Here is a 24,865-nt window from a genome sequence, read left to right on the forward strand (position 1 = left end):
TCCATCATGTTATAGAAGTAAACGCTTTATTTATTAATTAGGATATATAAGTTGAACTAAATTTACACGATAACGGAGAGGACAGAAAAAACCTGAAAAAGCGAAGCTGAAAGCTTTCTGAAAGAAAGCTACTTCGTAAGCATAATCTCACATTTATCCCCGGATTTTCCCTTAGGAAAGGGGATCGAAAAAAAAATCTGGGGATAACAGTGATTGGAAGGTTGTTCTGTCAGGCTTACAGATGATGAAGGGTGGTGGCAAGCTTGGATCGACGTTTGTTGGAAGATGGACTAGCGATTATCGTTTCCAGTCGGGAACGTACAGGAGATCTGTGGCACGCCCATTATGGGGCGGGTGCGATTGCGGCATATTTTTGGTTGCGGGAAAATCGTCTCACTGCCCTTGCCGCCGGCAGTGTTACCGCCGAAGCAAAAGCCATGCTTCGCCAGCATGGAATCAGCCCTGGTCAGACCTCTCCGATTGGTGAGATGATGCCCAGGGAAGATGCCGAGGCGTGTATTACGGACGCATTGGATCGAACGATTGGAGAGTTGCACTGGGTTGGACACCAGGCCATCTACGGGGCAATCAGTCTGAAAGCCATTCGCGAACTGGATGGATGGGGCACTGCGGAGGATATTGGTCGGCTGGTTGAACTGATCGATTCATTCGATCGAACCATCCCGGGAAGATCTTGGATGAACACAACGATGAAAGAAATTCGCAGTCTGAAGCCTGAGAAAAGCGATGGTTTCCCCGAGATTGAAAATCCAGTTCAGTTGTCACGTCTGATTCTGGATGAGCTTGGGGCGTTTCAGACTATCTATCACGCGGAAGCGCATCATGATCTAATCGGTCATATGCTCACCTATGGACATGCGCTTAACATATTATATGAATTGGGTTATCCGGCATTATTCCACAAAGGCATTCCGCCTTTCCTTACCATGGTGAAGGCACTACGCTTAAGCCGAGATGTGGATATTGAACAGGAGATGCCGACATTGCAATCACCCGTAGACCTGCTGCCACTAGAACGGGCGGAACGATCAGTGGCGCTCCCTCATGAACTGGAATATTGGCTCACTGACAGACGTTCCCGTGACTGGAACGGAGGTCATGTATTTAAATTCCCGTTCAGTTTTTATCATCATGCGAAGAACGGGGAACCTATACCGGAAACATGGGAGAATTTTCGTTATATCATCGCGTGAGATAAAGCCAACAATATGGAACAAACGATATAAAACGAAGGATATGGAACCAACGATATAGAATCAAAATGAAGAGCACTTGCCAAAGCTGGCAGGTGCTTTTTGGTGTTCTAGCGTTAATATTCCAAGCTACTGAAAGCCGAAGCGGATCCGAATGTGTCCGGAGTCTGCATGTTCGAGAATGCACCCTTCATTTACGAGCCCATGTCCTTCATGTGCGATAAACGCTCGTAATATCGTAAAAGGCGGATTGTCTCCCTTCTCATGCAGAGCTCTGCTCCAGACGGATTCGAGGTCTTCCCTCCGGTTTGCGGTTGGAGCAAAGCCTAGAGGCGTGAGAGCTAACGAATCGGAGGCGTCTTATTCAAGGATTTGAAGCGTCTACAGAAATCTGAGGAACCTGAGACAAGCTATATTAGAATAAACAGCTGTTTTCGGCGGTTTTGTCTGGGCATTTAGGAAATAACGTGTCTTATGTTCCTTATCATTTAAAAAGAGGACCTGAATGCCAAATAAGACGTCCTGTGTTCTTTAGAAAATCATCTATCCATTCGCCGGAATTAGCGGGCTGGGACTTCAAGCTTTTTGGACACGGGCACCCATTATTCTAAAATCCATCATCGTATAGCTTGTTTGAATTGAAATGCACACATTAGTTTTATTCAGATTAAAACCGACAATTGTCCGCCCCGGACACGACTACATTCAGGCGTAATTCATCCCGTTTACCATCAGCGCGAGTGGGGAAAGGCGGTAAAATGGTATTATCGGATCAGCAGCAAGGAAGACACACCGACAGCTCATACGCTAACGTACAGCCGGCCAGGGGGCCGGTTTTTTAATTCGGTGATTGCATCCTTGCCCTGATCGGGTATTAAAGACTAAACAGATAACAGGAGGCTACGTGATATGAAAACAGTATTGTATGTTCCACTGGATGATCGTCCAGCGAATCTGGATGATGTGATTGTGCAAGGGAAAGCAGCCGGTATCCATATCGTTACACCGAACCTGAGTGATATTAAGAATCGTCTGGACTCGGAGAAAACCGTAGATGGCACAACGCTGCTTGGCACCTCAACGCCGGTTTATGGCAAACCGTCCAAGATTCACGACTTTATTCTGAAACATGCTGCCAAGGTCGACGGATTCATTATCTCATCCGATATGCTCGCTTATGGCGGTCTGATTGGCAGTCGTCAGCTCCGTGAAGATGGAGGAGGCGCCTATCCAGAATACGATGATGAGACGACGCGTTTGCTGGATGTGATCCGCGTGATCAAGCAGAAATATCCACGCAAACCCGTATTTGTAATGGACACCATCATGCGTTTGGCTACAACTTCGTTTGCAGATGGCTTGGCGCTTGATGCGTATAATGAGTCCCGTGCATTGATGCAGCAGCCACGTCAGACATACACTGAGTTTGAGGATATTATCGAAGGTTATAACCTGTCCCCGGATGGAGTGGAATATGGGACAACGACCTATTTTGATAAAGAACAGTATTACAATACAAGACAGCATAAATTTAAAACAAATCTGTACATTCTGGATCAACTGGCTCGCACAGGTTATATCGATTTCCTCGCAGTTGGAGTCGACGATGCTAACACGCAGGGTGTTCAGATCAATGAAATCAAATATGTAGAAGCGCGGATCAATGAATGGCTGGGTGGAACCAATGGGCAAAATCCGGATCGAGCTATCGTCTTGCCGGATGCGGATGGTCTGGGGCACGCTTTGGTTGCTCGCATGGCTAACCAGTTGTTCCGAGGCGGGGCGAGGACACGTTACGCAGTGAAATATTTTGGTCCTCACGGCAATACCATCATTAACACGTATGAATACATGGATGTACACGAGAATGTGGTTCGTCATGTGGATATTGTAGGTGGTGTGCTTGTAGCGGATTCGGCATATCCTGAACCGGAGGTGGTGACGGATGTGAGTGCTGGCTTGGAAAATGAACAGCTAGTGGCTGTAGCAGCCGATCAAGTTGTCCCGTTTGACATGACCTCCGAACTGGATCGTATGACGAAGGGTCATCCGGGTAATTCCGGGGAGAACACAAGCATCGATATCGAGATTATTGCCATTACGGCTCTGGATCAGGTACAGGCTGCGTTGGAGCAATTGACGCTGAATAGTGAGCAAGGTCTGCCTTCGGTATTGATTGATTTTGTGGGTAAAGGACCAGCCAATGTTGATGTTGCCGAAGCATTGCTCAACAGTCCATATACTGGACGGGTTCTGGGTTATAGTGCATGGAATACACCAGGTAACAAGATCGGTATTGCTGTGGGTATGGGGCAGTCGAGGTACGCATTGATCACAACAGAGAAGCATGAGCATAAGTTGCGAGATGCTATGAATGCGCATGGATCGCTGTTGTTTAAGCGTTTCCTGAAGGATTACTACTACAAAGCGGTAGCGATTGCGGACATCCGCACGTATTCCCGAGCCCATGCGCTGTATACCAACGTGGCTACCCTTTCGGATCAAAATATGTTGCTGTTCAACTCGGAGGAAGACTATGCCCATTTGCAAACATTGCTCCGTGATTTGATGCAGACTTACACAACGGCACTTGCGAATAAAACAGCCTTCCAGACAGGCAATGTGGCGATTAAGCAGATCTGTGATGACGAATTGTCTTATGCGACGTATAGCAGTGCGCTGCTGGAATATGGGAATCCTGATTTCATCTGGGGCCGTGCATTTGAGATTACGTTGAACCCGCAAGTTACGTTGAACTAAACTGTTATTTTACCATGGGCTCCTCATGTTTGGGCTCATCACTGGTATGACTGTACTGCTTAATCTCGCCGTTGTTAAAAATGATATATTGGTACTTCGCTTCGAGTTCATCCGCGAATGTTACTGAGGCACCGTAAGGTGCTTCAGAACTTTTTGAGGAGTAAGTACCTTGTACTTCGATAAGCTGTTCGGGTGAGTAACCTTTCTGTTCAATCAGGTAAGTGGTTACCTGTTGTTCAGCATCATTTTTCTTGAGCGGATTACCAAGCAGTCCGAAGTAAGCCCAGCAGGATATCCCGAGTATAAATGCTAAGATGACAAGTGAAGTGATCTTGAATGTTTTACTCATAGGTATTTCTCCTTCTTTTACGTAAGCGACAATGAATTTGATAATGAAATTTTAATATATTTGGATAAATTTATCAATTAATTGATCTTAAAGCTTACTTAGGTATTCTTTAAAATGATGATTCCAGAATCGTCTTTTTTCCACCCGAACGTCTCCCTTAATCGCACCGAAGTCGTACGGAACACCATCCGCGCTAGGAATGAAAGGGTGTAAGATTGTATTATCGGATCAATAACAAGGGACGCACCGAAAGCACATACGCTAATGTACAGACCGGCCAGGTGGCCGGTCTTTTTGATGCGGTGAATGTAGTCCCGGTACTGGTTCGATAGCAATACAGACTCTGAGTTAAAAGGGGGAGTCTACTGCTGCTGCATTGTCGCTGCACGGTGTGGGCAGATCTCAAACTTGCAGCCAAAGGGGGCGAAATGAATGTGTCTATGAGAAATGAAATTAGTACTGTCATGAGCACCGGTAAAATGAGTAAGCTCATTAAAAAAACGCTGAAACAGAAGCTCGCGGTACTTGTTCCAGATTGGGACGGTCGTGTGCTGGATGCACCTGCGTCAGGCGAAGTTTTGGCCGGGCCTTGTGCAGTGGTTGTGTTTGCCGAAGAAGTGCCGAAGTCTGCCTGGGCGGGATACCGACGGATCATCAAAATCTCCCCATACGCTCGTCCAGAAGATGGTGGCGCTGAACAAGTGGAAGCTTGGTCAGCCCATCTAATCGAAGGGTTACACCAGGTAAGGCTCGTGGATGAAGCAGGTGAGGCCTTCACCTGTATCTATCTGGGTTCTTCAGATAGTGACCGGGTGGATGCAGGGTCTGGAATGCTTACGCGCAGTCTGCGGTTTGGGGTGTATGTTCCTGAAGACTCAGGAACTGCTGTCACTGAAATAGGGGATGCGTGGCTAGCTGCGCTTCAAGACTGGACACAGCAAGAGCTTGGCTCGAACTGGTCGGTATATGGTGATGTCTGGCCTGGAGGATATGAGATGCCGTCTGTGTTATGGCGATTGGCCGGATGCAGCACGTCTGTGGCGGGCACTTCGGCATTGGAGGTTCGACAACAGTGGATTGGGCATGTGCTCACCGATCATTCGGTGCTAACAAGCCAGACCGTTACTCGGTTGGTAGAGCAACTTGCAGTGCAATCTCGTCTTGCCGTCACTGAAACGGGTGGCGAAGAGCACGAAGGTAACACACGGTATGTAACGGTGGATGAAGTCACGGCAGATTTACAGACGGATGCGTATCTGAACGGACAGATTCGCCTGACGTTGCAACAGCGGATTCGTCGTCCGGGTACGAATGTACCTTTGATTCGTGAGATCCACCATAGCAAAGGCATGGAGTAAACGTTAGTCGAGAGGAACCTTCTATTAGAGGTTGTTCAAAAAGCCCGCTTTTGATTACAAAGGATGCCTAACGGCATCATCAGCATCGAATATGGAATTCAGCCGAAAAAGCATATGCTTAAGATGATTGTTTCCTTCTGAAACATGTAGTTGCTCACGTAGTTTTCCCTACGCTCTGCTACTCCATTTCTAACTTCATCCCATCTTCTCGGTACTGAAAACCGATCTTTTTGAACATGCACTTTTAAGAGTGGTTCCAGATTATAGCTTTGAAATGATAGATGTAGCTTCAACATTATAGCTTCAAATTCATAGGTTCATAGGATCAAAAATTCATAGGTCAAGTTTAAAGATCATCGTTTAACGAATTCATTAGTCCAACAAATGAGGTGAGATGGCAATGGCAAGCTCAGTGAAAAAAAGCAAACAGACAGCCCAGCGGTATACACGGGCAGAGCTGATGAATCATGCAGAAGCCCTCTTTGCCGTTAAGGCAGAGGTGCTGTACGGTGCGCTGTACGAAGCGGCGCAAGAGACGTTTTCCATAGAAGAAACGCAAGAACGAATTAACCAATTTATGAAAGCGAAGGTGAAGGGATAATGGCAGGTGGAATTTGGGAGCAAACAAATCGTCCGGTCCTTCCGGGCTTATATATGAATTTTCAGGCGGCAGCATCTTCGGCCATTCAAGCGGGTACGCGGGGAACGGTCGTGGTACCAATCAAGGCCAACTGGGGTCCTGTGGGGACTTTTGTTGAAGTAGGGAGCGAAGCGGCGATTGAACGTATCTATGCGGCGAATGTGCTGGATAACGGTACGGCTTATACTTCCTTGAAGCTCGCCCTGTTGGGTGGGCCGAAGAAGTTGCTCGCTTATCGGGTAGCAAGTGCTGCGGCCAAAGTAGCCACGCTTACTTTGAAGGACAGCAGTGATGCCAATGTGCTGCAACTGGATGCGAAGTATCCGGGAGATCGTGCAAATGGATTCTACGTCACCATCCAGCCAGGTGTGATTGATAATACGAAGCATGAAGTGCGTCTCTTCGAAGGGAACCGGATGTTGTATGCGCTCCTGACAGCGGATATTACAGCAGCTTCTCTGGCAAAAGAGATTAACGCGGATGAACAAAATGTCTGGGTAACGGCTCAGGCGATTGGCGATGGTACTGGCGTGGTTGCTGCCGTTGCGGGTGCGGCATTCAAAGGTGGCGTAAGTGGCAACGATGACCTGACCAATGCAGAGTACATTGCTGTACAGGGTGCGCTGGAAGGGGAGCAATTCGACGTCTTGGCTTTGGATCAGGCGGCTGATGCACCTCTGCTTGCGAGTTTTGCGGCATGGGTGAAACGTGTACGTAGTGAAGGTAAACCGGTGGTGGCCGTATTTGGCGGTTCCGCAGCGGACGATACCTCTGCTACAGCAGCACAAAAAGCAGCAGCACGTTCGCTTGCGCTGAACCATGAAGGTGTGATTAATGTCGGTACAGGCGTGCGCCTTGGGGATGCATTCTACAGCTCGGCGGAAACATCCGCCTATGTTGCAGGTCTGATCGCCGGACAACGTCTGAACCAATCCACAACCTATGCAGCTACTCCGTTCGATGATGTGACACGTCGCTGGACGCGTGCAGAACAGGAGCAGGCGGTACACAATGGCGTATTTATTTTCTTCCATGATGGACGTCAGGTGAAAGCACTTCGCGGTGTAAACACACTGGTAACGCCAGCCGCTGGACAGAATAATGCGTGGAAAAAAATCCGTTCCATTCGTGTGTTGGATGCGATCAACACGGATTTGCAGCGCTCCGCGGAAGATACGTACATCGGTAAAGTGAACAATACCGAAGAGGGTCGTCAGGCACTGATTAGTGCCATGAAGGCCTATTTGGCGTTGCTTGCACAGAGCAATGTGATTGAAGCCGACGGTTATGATGTCATTCTCGACCCGGCGTATTATGGTGCAGCACCAGTTCTTAAGCCGGAAGCGGATCAGGTATTCCTGCAATGGAATGTGAAGCTGACGGATGTGATGGAGCAGTTGTTTGGTACATTTTACGTGCAATAAGGTTGTGTGAAAGGAAAGAACCGTTTTCTAGAATAATTACTACACGTTGAACTGATGGTTTACACGATAACGGAGAGGGCAGAAAAAATCTGAAGAAGCGAAGCGCTCGCCTTTATCCACCGGATTTTCCCTTTATTATGAAAAGGAATCAAAAAAATCTGGGGATAACAGCGATCGGAAGATTGTTCTGACTGCGGAGTTATACCGTGTAATATTTATTAGTTCAACGAACCCAAGGAGGAAAATATATGTTGGATGCGTCAAGAGTAATTCTCGGTACCCATGGTCAGTTGCATATCGATGGTGTGTGGCAGACAAACATTAACAAGTTGGAAGCGAGTGTGGAGATTGAAAAGCGTGAGCTGAACCTGGTCGGTAACGACTGGAAGGTGCACAAAAACGGCACGAAAAAAGGAACAGGCACGATGACGGGCTACAAAGTCACTTCCGATATGATCCAGCGCGGCTTCACCAAATTTGAGATCATTTCCAAGCTGAACGACCCTGAATCGTATGGACATGAGAGCGTTTTGCTTAAAGGTTGTATGGTGGATAAAATTCAGCTTGCCAACTGGACAGCTGGCGAAGAAGTACCGGAAGAAACAGGCTTTACGTTTGAAGGATTTGAATTGCTGAATCCGATTGTGGCGAACTAAAGATTGGAATAGGCACGTGTGATTGAGCTAGTTTGCTCAAGCGTGATTGCATAGTTACTTCATATAATATGGACACCAAAGCAGGCCGAGCTGATCTCGGTCTCTTTGTTGTCTCTACAGGCTTGTAAGCTGGCATAGATAAACCCATTTGTGAAATGAGAAGGAGATTAACCCCGATGAGTATGAATGAAAATATGTCCGAAGAACAGATTTTGGATCAGTTGTTTGAAGCAGCAGAACGTTTGCCAGAGGAGAATGTGCGCATTCAGCGTCTGGATCTGCTGTTGACCTTGCGTGGACTGACGTCCTCCAAAGTGGATCACATTCGCGAACGCTGTACGATTCGAAAAACGACCAAAGGCCGCACCGAGGAAAAGGTGGACACCGAAACATTTAACGCGCTGCTCATTTCTGAAGCAACCGTGAAATTAAAAGTCCGCAGCCTGGAATTGTCCGGCTGGGGAGACACCCGCATTACAGGCCGCATGAAGTTGTCCGGTGGCGAACAGGCGGTACGTCGTATGTTGCTCGCTGGTGAATTGGATGCCGTAGGTGATAAAGTGCTGGAGCTGTCCGGCTTTGGTGTGGAGATTGAAGACCTAAAAAACTGATTCACTCCGGCGGAATGACCACGTTCCTGTATCACATGTGGGTACGTCATCATCTCCGGCCCGGAGAGTTCTGGTCTTTGCCACGCGGGGAGCGCTCGCTGTTGATTGCGTTCTCGGAAGAAGAGATAGAAGGTGCTCTAGAAGAATAAAGGCCAATGGAGGTGAGGTAGTTTGTTTGAAAATATAGTTAGTAATGGTATTAAATCATTTAGCAGGTTGAGGAATTATATGGGGAAATCCAATAAAAAGAAAGCTTTTAGCTCACCTGCTATAAGTACAATTCATAAAATTGTTTCTAAGAATACGAAATTAAAAAATGATAATACAATGAGTAAAATTAATAAATCTAATTTTATAAAAAAAAATAAAAGTTTGGTCAAATTAATTAAAGGTACAGGTTCACTAATAGCTACTGTAGCAAATCAGAAAAGTTATCATAATGGCTATGAATGGAATAAAAAAGCTAAAAACAAAGATTCGTGGATAGACAACAATGTAGAGTGGCTGAAGAAAAAAGGGAAAGCGGGTAAGGATGCTACGTTTTCTTGGTTCAGCAATAACGCAGAGTGGCTGAAGAAAAAAGGGAAAGCGGGTAAGGATGCTACGTTTTCTTGGTTCGGCAATAACGCAGAGTGGCTAAAGAAAAAAGGGAAAGCGGGTAAGGATGCTACGTTTTCTTGGTTCAGCAATAACGCAGAGTGGCTGAAGAAAAAAGGGAAAGCGGGTAAGGATGCTACATTTTCTTGGTTCGGCAATAACGCAGAGTGGCTAAAGAAAAAGGGGAAAGCGGGTAAGGATGCTACGTTTTCTTGGTTCGGCAATAACGCAGAGTGGCTGAAGAAAAAGGGGAAAGCGGGTAAGGATGCTACGTTTTCTTGGTTCAGCAATAACGCAGAGTGGCTGAAGAAAAAAGGAACAGCGGGTAAGAATTATTTAGGATCGAAATGGGTCCAATTGAAAGAGTGGTACAAAGATATCGATTTAAAAGAAAAGTTTAATAACTTTTTTGATTTTACAGGTACAATAAATGATTTTAAAGACTTTGGAGAAAATTTTATTGAGTTTGGAAAAAAAAGGGGGTGGGGGGTCCATCCCAAGGTAGAAAATATGTGGTCAAGCCCCTTAGCAAAAAAAATCAGGTCATTTGGAAAACGAGCATTTCCGATCCTTGATTTCGGATCTATTATTAATGATGTAGCTCAAGCTCCTACAATAGATGAGAAAATTATTGAATTGAATAAAGCTGTATTTAGCAAAGTTGGTTCTGCTGGTTTAAGTGCTGTAGGAGGATTTTTAGGTTCATTTATTCCGGCACAGCCAGCTACAGTTCCAGCTTTAGCTTATGGTGGTTCATTACTTGGTGACTACTTAGGTGAGAAGTTAGGTGAATTAAGTGGTAAAGGTCTAACTAAGATTTGGCCTAAAACTTGGTGGCCCTATAAAAACGAAAAAACTTCCAAGATTAATCCAACTAAAAATTTAAACTTGAATAAATCAAAAACGCATAACTTGGTAGGCTCTATAAATAAAACGTCTCCTTCGCAGCACATTAATGTGACTTTACCCACAGGAGCTATCCAAATTTCAAATAGCAGTAACAAGGTGGATTACAATGGTATGGTCGCACAAATAAGTGCTCATTTTGTGAAAGAATTAAGAAAAGCGATGGAAAATCGAAAAACTATCATGGCCTAAGCAGAAAGGAGGCCGTTTATGACTGTATTGGAAGATAACGCGGAAGGGATCAGAATGGAATTTACCCTGATTGATGGGAAAACAAAGTTCCAGTTTCCAGTAAAACCGGAAGAACTGACAATCTCCCGTTCCAAAGGGTACGAAACGATTAATATGCTGGAGCATGGCGAGTTTGATTTTGCACAGGGGGAGAAGGTGAAGGAGATCACCTTCTCTTCTTTTTTTCCAAAAGAGTATGACGCGTCCTATTGCATGTATGAAGATTTGCCTGATCCGCGGGTAGCGATGAATATGCTGAATACGTTTCTAATATCGAAAAAGCCGCTACGCTTCATCATTACCGACACGGGGGTGAACGTGCCAGTATATCTGATCTCGCATAATACGACCTTCCGGGGCGGCGAGAGCGGGGATATTTACTTCGATATTACGCTGCGCACCTGGCGGGACTCCAAGGTGGAGAAGGTTGGCGCGGCTACATCCGCGAGCAAGTCAGGTTCTCGTACGGATTTAAAAAAGAACAGCAAGACCTACACCGTCAAATCTGGGGACTCCCTGTCCAAAATAGCAAAGCTTGAGCTGGGCAGCAGTTCCAAATGGAACGAGATCTACAAGCTCAACGCAAAGATCATTGGTAGTGATCCGAACCGGATCAAACCCGGACAAAAGCTGGTGATGCCATGACCTACAAGGTCATTGTCGACGACAAATACGACATCACCAAGTTGGTGGAGACGATTAAGCTGAAGGACTCGCTTGACCAGATTGCCTATCAGGCTAACATCCGGCTGGCGGTGTCTGCATCTTCCGGTCTGCCTTCGATCTCACCCGGCATGGCGGTGCGGATTAGCGGGGTTCCTTTTGGCGAAAAATCTATGGTTCACTTGCTGCATCCTGCGGTCATCTGGGAGGTGGAAAGCTCGAACAGCGGCACCAAGCGGCTGTCTCTCACGGTGTACGACCGGATGATTTATCTGGAAAAATCGGAGGACGAGTTCCTGTTGCCTAAGGATCAGACCGCTACGCAACGACTTAAAACCTACGCCAAAGAGTGGAAGATTCCATACGCTACATTGCCAGAAACCAAGACAAAGCTGGGAAAAGCCGTGTATCGGTCACAGACGATCTTCTCGATGATGTTTGCCGATCTGAAAGAAACGGCGAAGTCCGGCGGGGAAATGTACCATCCACGGATGACGCCCGGTGGGTTGCAGCTCTTCCAGGTTGGAAGTAATGCAAAGGTGTATGAACTTGATCGACTAATTGATCTGACCCAGATGCGTACGCTCGAAGGGGCGGTTACCAAAGTTAAAGTGATGGCAGCGTCGGAGTCACCGAGTGGCAAAGAAGTTCCTTCCAAAGTGCTTGCAATTGAGCAGAATGGTGTGGAAGAACTGGGCACATTGCAAAAGCTGGTAGAGGACGATCAGGTGAAATCGACAACTGCCGCGAAAAAACTGGCGAAAAGTCATCTGACGGGTATTCAGGAGACTTTTACAATATCCGCACCGGATGTGAATACGATTCGCGCCGGGGATGCAGTGTTGTTAAAAGGACTGAAGCTAATCGTCATGTCGGTCAGCCGTGATCTGTCTGCCGGACCTGGAACGATGACGTTAGAGTTGGGGACGGCTGAGCTGGTGAAAAGGAGGCATTACCTTGAATAAAGATGATCCGTATGGGCATTTTGCCGACGTCATGCGGGGTGCGATGAGTACACATTCTCGTCAGGCCGTGAGCGGGCTGGGCGCGGTACTGGGTACGATGACCTCATCCGGCGTGAAGCTGGATGATTTCAAGCACGAAGTACAGGATTATCTCGTGGCCGAGTTGCCGGGCACGCTTGGACTACCGGAGCGCGAGGCTGCTGGCGCGATTTCCGGCATACCTGACGTGGCAAACGGCGGAACGACGGGCACGGGACGGTTTCTTTTGCAAAAAGAGGAAGTGGAAGAAACAGTGTTGTCTCTTGGTAAAGGATTAAAAGCGGGAGATCGCGTGCTGGCGATGCGGGTGAATGGCGGTAACGACATTGTGGTGCTGTGTAAGGTGGTGAGCGCTCATGCCTAGTTTGTTCCCGGAAACGGGTGTGGTATGGGGAGATGAGGAAGATCTGTCGGGGGCGGATTCGGAAGAGGTACGCTTTGGGCGGAGCTGGCGATTTGACTACGATGCAGGGGATTTTGTGCTGACCCCAAGTGGCAAAGTAGCTGCGGCGAGTGGGCATGAAGCCTGGGTGCAGTGGTGCATTAAGGCAGTGAAAACGCCAAGGTACAGACATGTGATTTACTCCCGAAACTACGGTTCGGAGCTGGAGGATCTGGTGGGTCAGGGCGACAGTCGGGGTGTGATGGAAAGTGAGATTACTCGGATGGTGACGGAGACACTGCTGACTGATCCACGGACGGATTCGGTAGACCAGTTTACGTTTGATTGGAATCGGGAGCAGTGCATGTTCTCGTGCCGGGTGACGAGTGTGCAGGAAGAGATGTTTATTCTGGAAAGTGAGGTGATCTGACGGGATGGCTGAGATTCCGCGTTATTTGGAGGACCAGACGGAGGAACAGATTATGCAGCGTATGCTGGATCGTCTGCCCGCGGATCTGGATAAGTCGGAAGGATCGTTTCTGTGGGATGCGGAGGCTCCGGTTGCGTTTATGCTGTCTGAAGCGGCATTGTGGGCGCAGGAATTACTTCGGCGAGGGTTTGCTAGTACTGCGGCGAGCAGTGATCCGAATTTTCGTTCGGAAGAGCTGGATCTGCGGGCAGGAGAGCACGGCATCACGCGGCGGGCTGCTGTGGCGGCACAGGGTTCGGTGAGGTTCGTGGGTACGCCGGGGAAAGTGGTGCCTGCGGGAACGGTCGTGGCTACACTCGCGGATGAAGTATCTGCTGAAGCTTCGCTCGAATATGAGACAGTGGGACGTTTGGAACTGGATGCAGATGGTTCCGGGGTGGTAGGCGTGCGAGCCCTTGTTGCCGGAAAAGAGAGTAATGTGCCTGCGGGCACGGTAACTGTGCTCTCTACACCTGTAAGTGGCGTGACTTCTGTCACGAACGTTGATGTGATCAAAGGCGGTGCAGATATTGAGGCAGATACGGCGTTGCTGGAACGCTTTTATGCCAAAGTCCGCAACCAAGGGACAAGCGGCAACAAGTCGCAATATGTGCAATGGGCCAGTGAAGTGCCAGGTGTTGGTGCAACGCGGGTTATTCCGTTATGGCAGGGGCCAGGCACGGTGGGATTGTATCTGCTCGACACGGACAAACGTGCTGCGGGAACCGACCTGGTGGGGGCCGTGCAGAAGTATGTTGACCCCACGCAGGATGGACAGGGTGAAGGCGTTGCACCAGCAGGTCCGGTCGTGTCCGTGATGCCAGCCGTGGAAGTGCCGATGAATATTCAGGTGAAGCTGACGTTGGCAAGTGATGCGACACTCGCCGATGTACGAGCATTGATCGAACGCGGGGTGACCGCGTATTTGAAACAGTTGGCTTTTGCCGATCCACTCGTTCGTTACACTCGCATTGCCGCGATTCTGTTGGATATTCCGCCGATTATCGACTATTCGGAGCTTACCGTGAACGGTGTGAGCGACCAGAATATCGAGATGACCGCGAGTCAGGTGGCGGTGCTGGGGACGGTGGATGTGTATGAGTAGTGTTGGACAGATGGTGGACGAGGAAGTAGTTTTGGAGTGTGGAGACCAAGAAAGATTGGGAGAGGTACGCCGATCTGAGTTGAAGCTGGTGAGCGAGACGCTCCATGTTGATGTGCAAGGAAGGGAGGGGACAGGGCATGAGTGCTCCTTCTATTGTAGATGTTGGACTGACGAGTGAGAAAGGGCGGGAGTTGTTCTCGTATTTGCCCAGGTATTATGAGACTTCTCGTGTAATGCAGGCCGATATGCAGACCAAAGGCAGCGAAATGGATCTGCTGTACCAGGCGCTGGATGAGACGCTGGAGCAGTTTTTTGTCCGTACAGCGACGTGGGGGCTGGACTTTTGGGAGCAGGAGCTAGGTATTGAGACGGACCGTCTCAAACCTGTGGAGCAACGGCGTGCGGTGGTGGAGTCGAAGCTGCGCGGGGCAGGAAAGTTCTCGGGCAGGCAGGTTGCGAATGTGGCCGAGGCATATGCCGGGGGCAAGGTGGATGTAACTTTTCAGCCAGAAGCATGGAGTTTTACGGTGAGCTTTGTGGATACGATGGGCATCCCGCCCAATATCGATGATCTCAAACGTGCGATTGAAGAACTGAAACCGGCCCATATGGCCGTGGAATATAAATATCGCTATCTGGTCTGGGATGATCTGGACGACAAACAGATGACATGGGACGAACTCGATGCCGCGTCCTTGACGTGGAATGAACTGGAGGTGTGGGCGTAATGCCAAAAGAAACAGATCGACTAAAATTGCCTCTCCCCTTGGGGAACGAGAACGTGACCCGGGAGAGTATTAACGGGATTTTTGAAAAGATTGACGCAGGCGTTGCAACACGTGAATCCATACTTATACCTGCGGAATCTGATCTTAATAGCTATATTACAGAAGGGGAATATTATTGCCCAACGAATGCCACAGTAGGAACTTTAGCTAATTCTCCAGTAGGAGTAGCCTTTCATTTGACGATAGAAAGACATGCTGGTGTGGTCCAAACTCTAACAACCTTTGAACCGAGTAACCTACAAGTTTTTCAAAGGAACTACTATGTCGGATGGGGTCCATGGAAAAAAGTACCTACAAGAGAGGAACTTGAAGATGTCATCCCCCAAGCAAATGCTAGTGCGCAGACATACGTCAACTCCAGACCGTGGCAAAAGTTCCCGTTAACCCAGGATACTGGTATGGAGAAAAGCTTGTCAGGCGGTTCAGGCTTAAATGCAGTCACTACACCAGGATATTATTACATTGTCAACCCTGTTAATGGACCTACTAGTTTCGGTAATTACCATATCGAGGTGGTGGCGCAGAGTGCAACCAACTTGATTCAAAAGGCAACTTCCGCTTCTGACCCACCTAATGTATATGTACGGAGCTTGGTAGGGACAACGTGGTCATTATGGGTCCTGCAAAATAAAAGAGTATGGGGGGCGTTGTGAGTGGCTGAAACACCTGTTTTATTATATGCCAATAATCTACCAACTCCAACGAATTCGGTCATTTATACAGCTCCAAGCAACAAGGTCGTCGTTTTAAAGTCGCTTATAATCTGCAATTTGCAGGACACGCCAATCATATTCCACATGCAAATAGAAGGGGTCCAGGTCGCAACGAGTAAAAACTTGCGAGCCAATGAAACTTTGGTTATTCCCATCGCTGATTTAGTATTAAGACCTGGAGCACAGCTTAGGGCTTGGTGTCCTTCTGGAGTTTGCACTGTTCGACTTTCCGGGGTTGAGCTTGATGGGACAATGGAACAGAATGGTTTATATTTAATTTCTACATCAGTGGGACAGAGTGGGAGTCCAAAAGAAATCATCACGCCGAGAGGCGTACCAAGTATTATTAAATCTATGGTTTTCTGCAACCCCACCAACACAACAGTGATGTTGGGAATGAGAATTGGTTACTTTGCCGACAACTACACTTTAATCAAAAATTACAAACTATCAGCGTATGAAACAATACACATCCCATTCGTTGATACTTTTCTACTGGGCACAGATACATTAACCGCATGGATCGATCAACCATTCATAACAACATGCCACATCGTCACAAAGGTGGTGACCTAATGCCGACACTTGATAATTATTCACTGAGCAATTACGGGTTGGGTGGGTTTGACAAGGACGCACCTATGAAATTGTTATATCAAAGTGCCGCCATCAGTTCTTCTAGCAACACATTGTCTTCCCTTAGTTTCGACCAACCACAATTCGCCGGACCCAATTTTTATTATATATCCGAAGTAAATCCTACTGGTGTAATACCAAAAATGATAATCGTCAGAAGAGATATTGGTGTGACAACAACCAGTGTATTTTTGAGAGATGTAAAAAACACATCGGGTTATTCCCTTTGTTTTTGTAGCGCGGCAGGAGGGAATTTCATTTCTATTTCTACAAACGCAACTTTTTATGTAACCACTAACTCAATAAGGTTGCCAGTCGCAGTTAACAGCACCAATTACATTTGGGAAGCATGGGGATGACATAGAGAGATAGCAGGGGGAAAGGGTGTGACGTTGTGAGTTGTGAAAGCTTTTACCGCATACTCATATTCCTCACAAATTCCGGCTTTCACAGCGGTAAAGATGAAAATGATGGGCGGCGGTTATAGATGTGGCTTATGAACTATTTTGTTTCATAATCTATTCAAACTAGTTTACTCAATTCGTTTAACAAATTCTCACATAGATACACAAAACCAAAAGAGGTGAAACCATGGAACGATGGGAAACCCTATGGAAATGGGGAATTGCACTCATGAGCAGCTCAGTAACCTACTTCTTCGGAGGTTGGTCAGGCGTCCTGGGTGTACTACTCGTGTTTGTCATCCTCGATTACCTAACGGGTATCGCGGCGGCGGGTATGAGTGGCAAGCTAGAAAGCAACATCGGCATGTTCGGCATCGCACGAAAGGTATTTATATTTGCAATGGTATCGGTGGCTCATCTGGTGGACGGTGTTCTGGGAGACGGACATTTGTTCAGGGATGCGGTCGCCTTTTTTTATATCGCAAATGAGTTGTTGTCCATTATCGAAAACGGGGGTAAGTTGGGCGCTCCAATTCCGCCAGTGATTCGGCAAGCCATTGAAGTGCTCAAGGGCAAAGGGGGAACCGGGGAACTTCCCGGTAACTTCTCCCCGAAGAGCAAAGATTCTTTTTCCAATCTAGAAACAGAGGATGTTGAATCTTCTGAAACTCAAGATAACGTTAAATAGTTTGAAATATTTTTAGTGTCTTCTTTACTATACCGTTGCTGAACATCGCAAGTGTAGTTTTTTTGAACTATATACATCTATACAGATTGAACTTAACATTTTCACACAATAACGGAGAGGACAGAAAAAACCTGAAAAAGCGAAGCTAAAAGCTTTCTGAAAGAAAGCTACTTCGTAAGCATAATCTCGCCTTTATCCCCCGGATTTTCCCCTTTATAAAGAGAATCAAAAAAATCCGGGGATAACAGCGATTGGAAGGTTATTCTGTCATCGGAGTGTCCGTGTGAACAAGGCTCAGTTCATTTCCAACACATCAGGGACACGCACACAAGCAACCCCTGATCCAACCGCATTAACTATAGGAGCATTTTGCATCAATCCAGAGAGTGACATCCAATCAGCAATGTATAGATCAGAATGCTCTAATCTGTCTATACTTTTACCCGGGAACGCTTTAATCGAATGATGTAAAATGCTGAACAAACGGCAATTTGCCGCATAAAGGGTGTGAGAAACATGCAAACGAGAAGTTCGGGCAACACACAGGGCATTGACGTCTCTCGTTACCAGGGCAATATTGACTGGGCGAAGGTGAAGGCAAGTGGCATGACATTTGTATTCATCAAGGCAACTGAGGGACAGACATATACCGATCCGAATTACCAGAAAAATGTAATAGGAGCACTGGCGGCGGGCTTGATGGTGGGAACGTATCACTTCTTCCGCGCGACATCTACCGATGGTGCCAAGGCAGAAGCGGCACATTATGCCAACACACTTAACAAAGTTGGGGGCGCCAAGGCGTTACAACTGCCACCCGTCATGGACTACGAGAACAACCCCGGCAACCTTAGCAAAGCGCAGATGAATACAGTTGCCAAAGCTTTTTTAACCGAATTACAACGTCTGACAGGTGTGAAACCGATCATATACACGGGCAATTCATTTGCCGGGAATTTTGATACATCACTCAGCTCATACGATCTGTGGATCGCACGTTACAGCAACACCCGTGTACCGGACGACCAGCTGGCATGGAAGCGTTGGACGTTCTGGCAGTATACGGATTCGGGCAAGGTGAATGGTATTAGTGGCAACGTGGATATGAATGAATTCGAGGGAACAGCGGCACAGCTCAGAGCAAGATACGCAGCAGCAACTCCGAAACCACCGGAGCCATCCAATCCAACGAATCCAAGTCATCCGAATCCACCAACTGAACCACCGAAAGGGGGCGAACCGATGACAGCCGAAGAGAAAGCAACGTTTGATGCGCTCAAATCCCAGGTCGACAAACTACAGGCGCGTCAGCAAATGGAAGTTCCAGTATGGGCAAAGGCAGCTGTGGATGCAGCACTGGCATATGACACCAAAAATCCATTGTTCAGCATCGATAATGGGGCGAGTTATGATTTTTACCGTTTTATTACCGTGATGCATCGCAGAGGTTTGTTTAAAAAGTGAGCTGATTCTTAGCAAATTTAAATGTGGATTTTATCTGAATGTGGATTGAGTGGAGAAGGGACATGGGACGATTTTTGTCGAACTGTGTTCCTTTTTTGTGTTTTATGTAAGTAATATTAACGCATATAATAAAGTTAAAGACTTATGTCTGTAAATCTCTTGTCTAATTGATTAATGTGATGTAAAGTAAGTTACACGAAATTGTTTTTCACCACAGTTTATTTACACAATCCTCCTCATCATGACAAAACCATAACACATGAAGTTATTGTAATGTCTCCCTGTTGTACAATCCAACATCTCAAGATGACTCGTTCTTACATTTTACACATCCAATCTGCAAGAGAAAGCCACCGATTTAACAACTTACACGATTCATCAAACAACCTAGCCTATGTTGAGTTTCTTTCATTGCTAACGAACGATAACGATACCTAATCCGGTCTCCACACTCCACGCCCAAGGAACAGACTTTATTGCATAGCCAGCAGCGTAGTATCCATATGCCCATCAGTATTTTTAATCTACCAACTTAAACCTGCTCTTACCAGTCCATAACCGTTCACTGTTGCTTATTGACCTTAGTTCAAATAAAACGCAACAATTTCATAGATTCAACTCACAAGATCCGTTGTTGAACCTTTTTCATTTTCTATAAAAGTAATCAAACGACGTCCTAAATCCATGTGCACGATCTGAAATTTACCTGTATTCTATACGTGTCCCATGCTGTTTTTACATTTTATACACATGTCTTACTTTTCCCAAAACTTTAATTCAGGTATCGCAGGCATCTAAAGCCTTTTATATGATACATAGCACCAAACCGATTGCCAACATTGGAGATCTTTCATGCCAGCATCACACACATTATGAGACAGGGAAGGGTGTTGTACGTATGCGAATGAGAAAAAAATGGATGTCCGGTGTTCTAACGATGGCTTTGAGTACCGTATTGGTGTTGTCTGGTTGCTCCAGTAATGAGAGTGGAGAGACTACGCCTGCTCCGGCGGAAGGAACCGACCCTCCAACCGAAACGGTAGCGCAGGATACGATGATTATGGGCCGTGGTGGGGATTCCGTAGCACTCGACCCGGCGATTGTTACCGATGGGGAGTCGCTGAAGATTGGGCATCAGGTGTTTGATTCATTGCTGGACTACAAGGAAGGCGGAACAGAGGTCATTCCTGGGCTAGCGGAGAGCTGGGAGATTTCGGCAGATGGACTGAAGTATGTGTTTAAGCTGAAGTCCGGTGTGAAATTCCATGATGGAACGGACTTCAACGCAGAGGCTGTTGTGTTCAACTTCAACCGCTGGGGTGATCCGGCGAGTGAATATAAATTCGAAGGAGATTCCTTCGATTATTACGACTCCATGTTTGGTCCAGAGGACGGGCGTGTGATCAAGGAAGTGAAGGCGACGGACGAGACTACGGTGGAGTTCACATTGAACCAGCCACAAGCGCCTTTCCTGCAAAATATTGCGATGACGCCATTTGGCATTGCCAGCCCAACCGCGATTCAGGAGAAAAAAGAAAACTTCAAGAGCGAGCCTGTGGGCACCGGCCCATTTGTATTCAAAGAGTGGAAGCGTAACGACTCCATCACCCTGGAGAAAAACGCGGATTATTGGAAAGAAGGACTGCCGAAGCTGAACAAAGTAATCGTTCGTTCCATTCCGGATAATACCGCTCGCTTCAATGCACTGCAAAACGGCGAGATTGATGTCATGGAAGACCTGAACCCGGACGATCTGTCCATCCTTGAAGGCAACAGCGAGTTGCAGAAGATCGAGCGTCCACCGTTCAACGTGGCGTATATCGGCTTTAACTTCAAGAAGAAACCATTTGATAATGTCAAAGTAAGACAAGCCCTCAATCATGCGGTGAACAAGCAGGCTCTTATTGATGCGTTCTTTGCTGGACAAGCTGAACCTGCCGTGAACCCAATGCCGCCAACGCTGTGGGGATACAACGATACCATTGAGGATTACCCATATGATCTGGAAAAAGCAAAAGCTTTACTGGCCGAAGCTGGCTTCCCTGACGGATTGCCTGATCCGGTAACCTTCTATGCAATGCCGGTATCCCGCCCGTATATGCCTGATGGCAAAAAGGTGGCCGAGGCGATCCAGGCCGATTTTGAGAAAATCGGAGTGACCGTCACCATCGAATCACCGGAGTGGGCAACGTATCTCGAAGATACAAAGGCCGGGGAGAAGGACGACATTTACATGCTCGGATGGACAGGGGACAATGGTGACCCAGATAACTTCCTGTATACACTGCTGGATAAAGATGCCATTCCAAGCAACAACCGCAGTTATTATGTAAACGAAGAGTTGCATGTGTTGCTGACCGATGCGCAGAAAGAAACAGATCAGGAGAAACGTGCGGAACTTTACAAACAGGCACAGGCAATTATCAAGGAAGACGCACCGTGGATTCCACTCGTGCACACCACGCCAATTCTGGCGGGTAAATCGAACCTGCAAGGTTTCGTTCCTTCTCCACTGGGCACAGAATCCTATGCCGGTGCTTATTTTGAGTAAGCTGTAAGTTGAACTTATCCATTTCAGGATAACTGTGATCTGAAGATGGCACTACAGTTCGGAGTGATTACGTTTTAATTCTTTCATACAAAGCGCTGGTTAGACGAAATGCTTGGCAGAACCCACATCCGGACGTAACTATCCAAAGCATGCGTTTTTGCCGGCGCTTTTTATTTTGCACGATATGTCGAAGGCAGGTGAACAGGATTGAACAGCTATATTGTCAAACGTGTGCTTGTGTTGCTGCCCGTACTGCTGGGCATGACCCTGATTGTTTTTTCCATCATCCACGCGATTCCGGGTGATCCGGCCGAGACCATACTTGGGCAAAAGGCAACTGAACAATCCAAGCAGGCCCTTCGTGACCAGCTAGGTCTGGATAAACCCTGGTTCCAGCAATATTTCGCCTACTTGGGCGATTTGCTCAAAGGTGACCTGGGAACATCCATCCGCACCAAGGTGCCTATTGCCCAGGAAATTGTGCCTTATCTGACAGCAACACTTGAGTTAACGATGGCAAGTATGTTGTTTGCTGTCATTATTGGGGTGAATGCCGGGATTGTCAGTGCATGGAAGCACAACTCCTGGTTTGATTATTGCTGTATGGTCATTGCTTTGGTGGGTGTATCCATGCCGATCTTCTGGCTCGGTCTGATGGAACAATGGCTGTTTGCGAACAAGTTACAGTGGCTGCCGTCCATTGGACGCATGAATGCACGTGATCCGGTGGAAGCCATTACGGGCTTGTATGTGCTGGATACGATGATTGCTGGACAATGGAATCAGTTGTGGACCGTAACGAAACATTTGATTCTGCCAAGTGTTGCACTGGGAACGATTCCAATGGCTGTTATTGCCCGGATGACCCGTTCCAGCATGCTGGAAGTGATGAGTTCCGATTACATTCGTACAGCAAAGGCGAAGGGACTGGGTCCGTTTTTTGTCGTATATGGACATGCGCTCAAAAATGCGTTTATACCCGTGCTTACGGTTATCGGCATCCAGACCGGATCGTTGCTCGGGGGTGCGGTGTTGACCGAGACGATCTTTGCTTGGCCTGGCGTGGGACGTTATATATATGAAGCAATTAGTTCACGGGACTATCCGGTGATCCAGAGTGGCATTCTGATCGTGGCGTTCTTTTTCGTGGTGATCAACCTGATTGTGGACTTGCTCTACGCCGTGTTCGATCCGCGGATTAGTTATAAATAGGAACTCCATCAAGAACCAATCTGCAGAATCGAAGCTAAAAACTTTCTAAAAGAAAGCTACATCGGAAGCATAGGCTACGCATGAATCACCATATTTTCACCTTTAAATAGGTGGATCAATATAATCTGGGGATAACAGCGATCAGAAGATGATACTGTAATCGTAGGGCTTGAGTGTAATAGAACGCGTTGATCTTTTGTTATATTCATGTTCAAGAAAGGAGACACCGCATGGCCAAATTATCGACCAATACCGGACCATCCATTGACGCTGCGTCGGCGAGCACATCCGGTCCATGGCGGGAAGCGTGGAGAACGTTTCGGAGAAATCGGCTTGCGCTTGCGGGTTTGATCATTATCGTATTTTTTATCCTGTTGGCCTTCCTCGCGCCATACATCGCACCTTACGATTACAAGGAACAGGTGCTGGTGGATCGGCTTCAGTCCCCTTCGGCAGAGCATTGGTTTGGTACCGATGATCTGGGGCGTGACGTGTTTTCCAGAGTGCTGCATGGGGCGCGTATTTCCTTGTGGGTGGGCTTTTTCTCCGTCATTGGTTCCATTATCGCGGGTACGCTGCTTGGTCTCATTGCCGGATTTTATGGAAGATGGGCGGACATGCTTATCTCGCGTCTATTTGATATCTTGCTCGCCTTTCCGGGGATTTTGCTGGCCATCGCCATTGTGGCGATATTGGGCCCGTCTTTGCAAAATGCACTGCTCGCCATTGCCATCGTGAACATCCCGACCTACGGAAGATTGGTGCGTTCACGGGTACTCAGCTTGAGACAGGAGGAATTCATTACGTCGGCACGGACACTTGGAGCGGGCAATGGGCGAATCTTGTTTCGCCACATCTTGCCCAACAGCCTTACTCCTCTGATCGTGCAAGGTACACTCGGAATTGGGACTGCGATCATCGAAGCTGCTGCACTCGGATTTCTAGGCATGGGTGCACAACCACCCGACCCCGAATGGGGTAAAATGCTGTCGGACTCCCGTCAGTTTATACAAAAAGCACCGTGGACACTGATCTTCCCCGGCGTTTCCATCATGTTGACCGTTCTCGGCTTCAACCTAATGGGCGATGGCCTGCGCGACACCCTTGATCCGAAAATGGCCAAAAAGTAGAATTATCAAACTCAAACTCAAACCGTAACTCTGACCGTGACCGTAACTTGTAACCCAAGCTCGAACTCAGACTGCAATTTTGATTGAAACTCTAACTCTGCAAGCCTAACTTTTTCTGTAACGCAGCATGCGTGCCAAAGGCAACGTTAACACTAACCGTAAGCACTAATTTTTATCACAATCCTATCTCAAACCGTAACGGCCATCTTTTGCTTCAACTCTAACGAACCCGGGGGACCTTATTGTACGATTTCCAGCCAATTTCCCAGTCTAACGAACCTCACACGCGTTATTTTGCGAAAACCTGCGGAAAGTCTCGAAAGGTTGGCTAAAGTCGAGAAATAGCGTGTCTACAATTCGTTAGATTATGAAGTCATCTCAAAAAGGCCAATTAACGCCTCTGAGATTCGTTAGCGCGTGACTGTCATGCTGCTCAAGACATTCAAGCAACCACAATACCAACATACCAAAATACCAAAATACCCATACAATATACGTCAGTCTCAACACAGTAAGGCCGAGGATACTCCAAGGTACATTAGATGGATATGTTTTAACGCTATCTACTACAGCAACAGAGACATTACAATCTTTCACTATGCCGGTTCGAACTCTGGTTCGGGTCGGCTTTTGTTTTACCTGCGGGATTACGGTAAAATGATTGGTGATGTGCAAAAGTTAAAGAGTTATTCGATCTTTTAGTTAAAATAACCGCATACGTATTGACACCCAATTTTCCCATATGTTATATAAAAGGAAGGGTTTAGCACTCCGATCATTAGAGTGCTAACAGATGATGTTTTTACTATAAGCTTACATATGGAATGATTCTGATTTTGAAAATAGATATTGAACCTGAGTAGAACATGCGAAGCCAAGGTATGCAACAGACTTGAAGCAAGATTCCACG

At 47.1% G+C, this 24,865-nt stretch carries 23 protein-coding genes; 22 read left to right on the forward strand and 1 reads right to left on the reverse strand.

The window, feature by feature from the left end:
- Positions 1-263: 263 nt before the first annotated feature.
- Together NSQ20_RS06500 and NSQ20_RS06505 are read left to right on the forward strand one after the other, a co-directional pair.
- Entirely contained in the window at positions 264-1,214 is a 951-nt protein-coding gene (locus NSQ20_RS06500) for a hypothetical protein (protein ID WP_143781390.1), read from the forward strand.
- A gap of 909 nt (positions 1,215-2,123) precedes the next feature.
- Entirely contained in the window at positions 2,124-3,974 is a 1,851-nt protein-coding gene (locus NSQ20_RS06505; RefSeq protein ID WP_076327333.1) for a DUF4127 family protein, read from the forward strand.
- A 4-nt stretch (positions 3,975-3,978) separates the two neighbouring features.
- Here the strand turns inward: NSQ20_RS06505 and NSQ20_RS06510 are convergent, their stop codons facing one another.
- On the reverse strand, positions 3,979-4,323 hold the full coding sequence (locus tag NSQ20_RS06510) for a DUF3139 domain-containing protein (protein ID WP_076327332.1): 345 nt from the start codon (positions 4,321-4,323) through the stop codon (positions 3,979-3,981).
- Positions 4,324-4,757: 434 nt separating this feature from the next.
- Here NSQ20_RS06510 and NSQ20_RS06515 point away from each other — a divergent pair, with 434 nt between their 5' ends.
- The 20 genes from NSQ20_RS06515 to nikC all read left to right on the forward strand — a co-directional run bounded on the left by NSQ20_RS06515 (position 4,758) and on the right by nikC (position 23,955).
- A complete protein-coding gene (locus tag NSQ20_RS06515; RefSeq protein ID WP_143781389.1) occupies positions 4,758-5,681 on the forward strand; it encodes a hypothetical protein in 924 nt (307 codons plus the stop codon).
- Between the two features lie 400 nt (positions 5,682-6,081).
- The gene (locus NSQ20_RS06520; protein WP_083677321.1) at positions 6,082-6,282 is read left to right on the forward strand and encodes a hypothetical protein; all 201 of its coding nucleotides are present in this window, start codon (positions 6,082-6,084) and stop codon (positions 6,280-6,282) included.
- Positions 6,282-7,745 (forward strand): phage tail sheath subtilisin-like domain-containing protein, encoded by a 1,464-nt coding sequence (locus NSQ20_RS06525; protein ID WP_076327330.1) that lies wholly within the window; start codon positions 6,282-6,284, stop codon positions 7,743-7,745. The genes NSQ20_RS06520 and NSQ20_RS06525 overlap by 1 nt, the downstream gene beginning before the upstream one ends.
- Positions 7,746-7,993: 248 nt before the next feature.
- Entirely contained in the window at positions 7,994-8,401 is a 408-nt protein-coding gene (locus NSQ20_RS06530; protein WP_076327329.1) for a phage tail tube protein, read from the forward strand.
- Between the two features lie 176 nt (positions 8,402-8,577).
- Positions 8,578-9,012, forward strand: coding sequence for a hypothetical protein (locus tag NSQ20_RS06535; RefSeq protein ID WP_017690174.1), 435 nt, complete (start codon positions 8,578-8,580; stop codon positions 9,010-9,012).
- A 171-nt stretch (positions 9,013-9,183) separates the two neighbouring features.
- Positions 9,184-10,707, forward strand: a complete 1,524-nt coding sequence (locus tag NSQ20_RS06540) for a hypothetical protein (RefSeq protein WP_340032136.1) — start codon at positions 9,184-9,186, stop codon at positions 10,705-10,707.
- Between the two features lie 54 nt (positions 10,708-10,761).
- Positions 10,762-11,391 carry a LysM peptidoglycan-binding domain-containing protein gene (locus tag NSQ20_RS06545; RefSeq protein WP_076327426.1) on the forward strand — a complete coding sequence of 210 codons (630 nt, stop codon included), beginning with the start codon at positions 10,762-10,764 and terminating at the stop codon, positions 11,389-11,391.
- Positions 11,388-12,374, forward strand: coding sequence for a phage portal protein (locus NSQ20_RS06550; protein WP_076327327.1), 987 nt, complete (start codon positions 11,388-11,390; stop codon positions 12,372-12,374). Before NSQ20_RS06545 ends, NSQ20_RS06550 begins: the two co-directional genes overlap by 4 nt.
- The gene (locus NSQ20_RS06555; protein ID WP_076327326.1) at positions 12,367-12,777 is read left to right on the forward strand and encodes a hypothetical protein; all 411 of its coding nucleotides are present in this window, start codon (positions 12,367-12,369) and stop codon (positions 12,775-12,777) included. Before NSQ20_RS06550 ends, NSQ20_RS06555 begins: the two co-directional genes overlap by 8 nt.
- Positions 12,770-13,225 carry a DUF2634 domain-containing protein gene (locus NSQ20_RS06560; protein WP_076327325.1) on the forward strand — a complete coding sequence of 152 codons (456 nt, stop codon included), beginning with the start codon at positions 12,770-12,772 and terminating at the stop codon, positions 13,223-13,225. Before NSQ20_RS06555 ends, NSQ20_RS06560 begins: the two co-directional genes overlap by 8 nt.
- A 4-nt stretch (positions 13,226-13,229) precedes the next feature.
- Positions 13,230-14,369: a baseplate J/gp47 family protein gene (locus tag NSQ20_RS06565; RefSeq protein WP_076327324.1), complete on the forward strand. Its 1,140-nt coding sequence runs from the start codon at positions 13,230-13,232 to the stop codon at positions 14,367-14,369.
- Between the two features lie 137 nt (positions 14,370-14,506).
- A complete protein-coding gene (locus NSQ20_RS06570; RefSeq protein WP_076327323.1) occupies positions 14,507-15,097 on the forward strand; it encodes a YmfQ family protein in 591 nt (196 codons plus the stop codon).
- Positions 15,097-15,810: a pyocin knob domain-containing protein gene (locus tag NSQ20_RS06575; RefSeq protein WP_076327322.1), complete on the forward strand. Its 714-nt coding sequence runs from the start codon at positions 15,097-15,099 to the stop codon at positions 15,808-15,810. Before NSQ20_RS06570 ends, NSQ20_RS06575 begins: the two co-directional genes overlap by 1 nt.
- On the forward strand, positions 15,811-16,446 hold the full coding sequence (locus tag NSQ20_RS06580) for a hypothetical protein (protein ID WP_076327321.1): 636 nt from the start codon (positions 15,811-15,813) through the stop codon (positions 16,444-16,446).
- Positions 16,446-16,865, forward strand: a complete 420-nt coding sequence (locus NSQ20_RS06585) for a hypothetical protein (protein WP_076327320.1) — start codon at positions 16,446-16,448, stop codon at positions 16,863-16,865. Before NSQ20_RS06580 ends, NSQ20_RS06585 begins: the two co-directional genes overlap by 1 nt.
- A gap of 232 nt (positions 16,866-17,097) precedes the next feature.
- Positions 17,098-17,598, forward strand: a complete 501-nt coding sequence (locus tag NSQ20_RS06590) for a phage holin family protein (protein ID WP_340032138.1) — start codon at positions 17,098-17,100, stop codon at positions 17,596-17,598.
- A gap of 516 nt (positions 17,599-18,114) precedes the next feature.
- Positions 18,115-19,062 (forward strand): glycoside hydrolase family 25 protein, encoded by a 948-nt coding sequence (locus NSQ20_RS06595; protein WP_340032139.1) that lies wholly within the window; start codon positions 18,115-18,117, stop codon positions 19,060-19,062.
- 904 nt (positions 19,063-19,966) lie between these two features.
- Positions 19,967-21,613, forward strand: coding sequence for an ABC transporter substrate-binding protein (locus NSQ20_RS06600; protein WP_340033003.1), 1,647 nt, complete (start codon positions 19,967-19,969; stop codon positions 21,611-21,613).
- A gap of 207 nt (positions 21,614-21,820) precedes the next feature.
- On the forward strand, positions 21,821-22,825 hold the full coding sequence (locus NSQ20_RS06605) for an ABC transporter permease (protein ID WP_017690144.1): 1,005 nt from the start codon (positions 21,821-21,823) through the stop codon (positions 22,823-22,825).
- Between the two features lie 230 nt (positions 22,826-23,055).
- Positions 23,056-23,955 (forward strand): nickel transporter permease, encoded by a 900-nt coding sequence (gene nikC / locus NSQ20_RS06610; RefSeq protein ID WP_047841957.1) that lies wholly within the window; start codon positions 23,056-23,058, stop codon positions 23,953-23,955.
- Positions 23,956-24,865 lie beyond the last annotated feature (910 nt).

This window comes from Paenibacillus sp. FSL K6-1122 (assembly GCF_037977015.1).
GTDB classification, from domain to species: Bacteria; Bacillota; Bacilli; order Paenibacillales; family Paenibacillaceae; genus Paenibacillus; species Paenibacillus amylolyticus.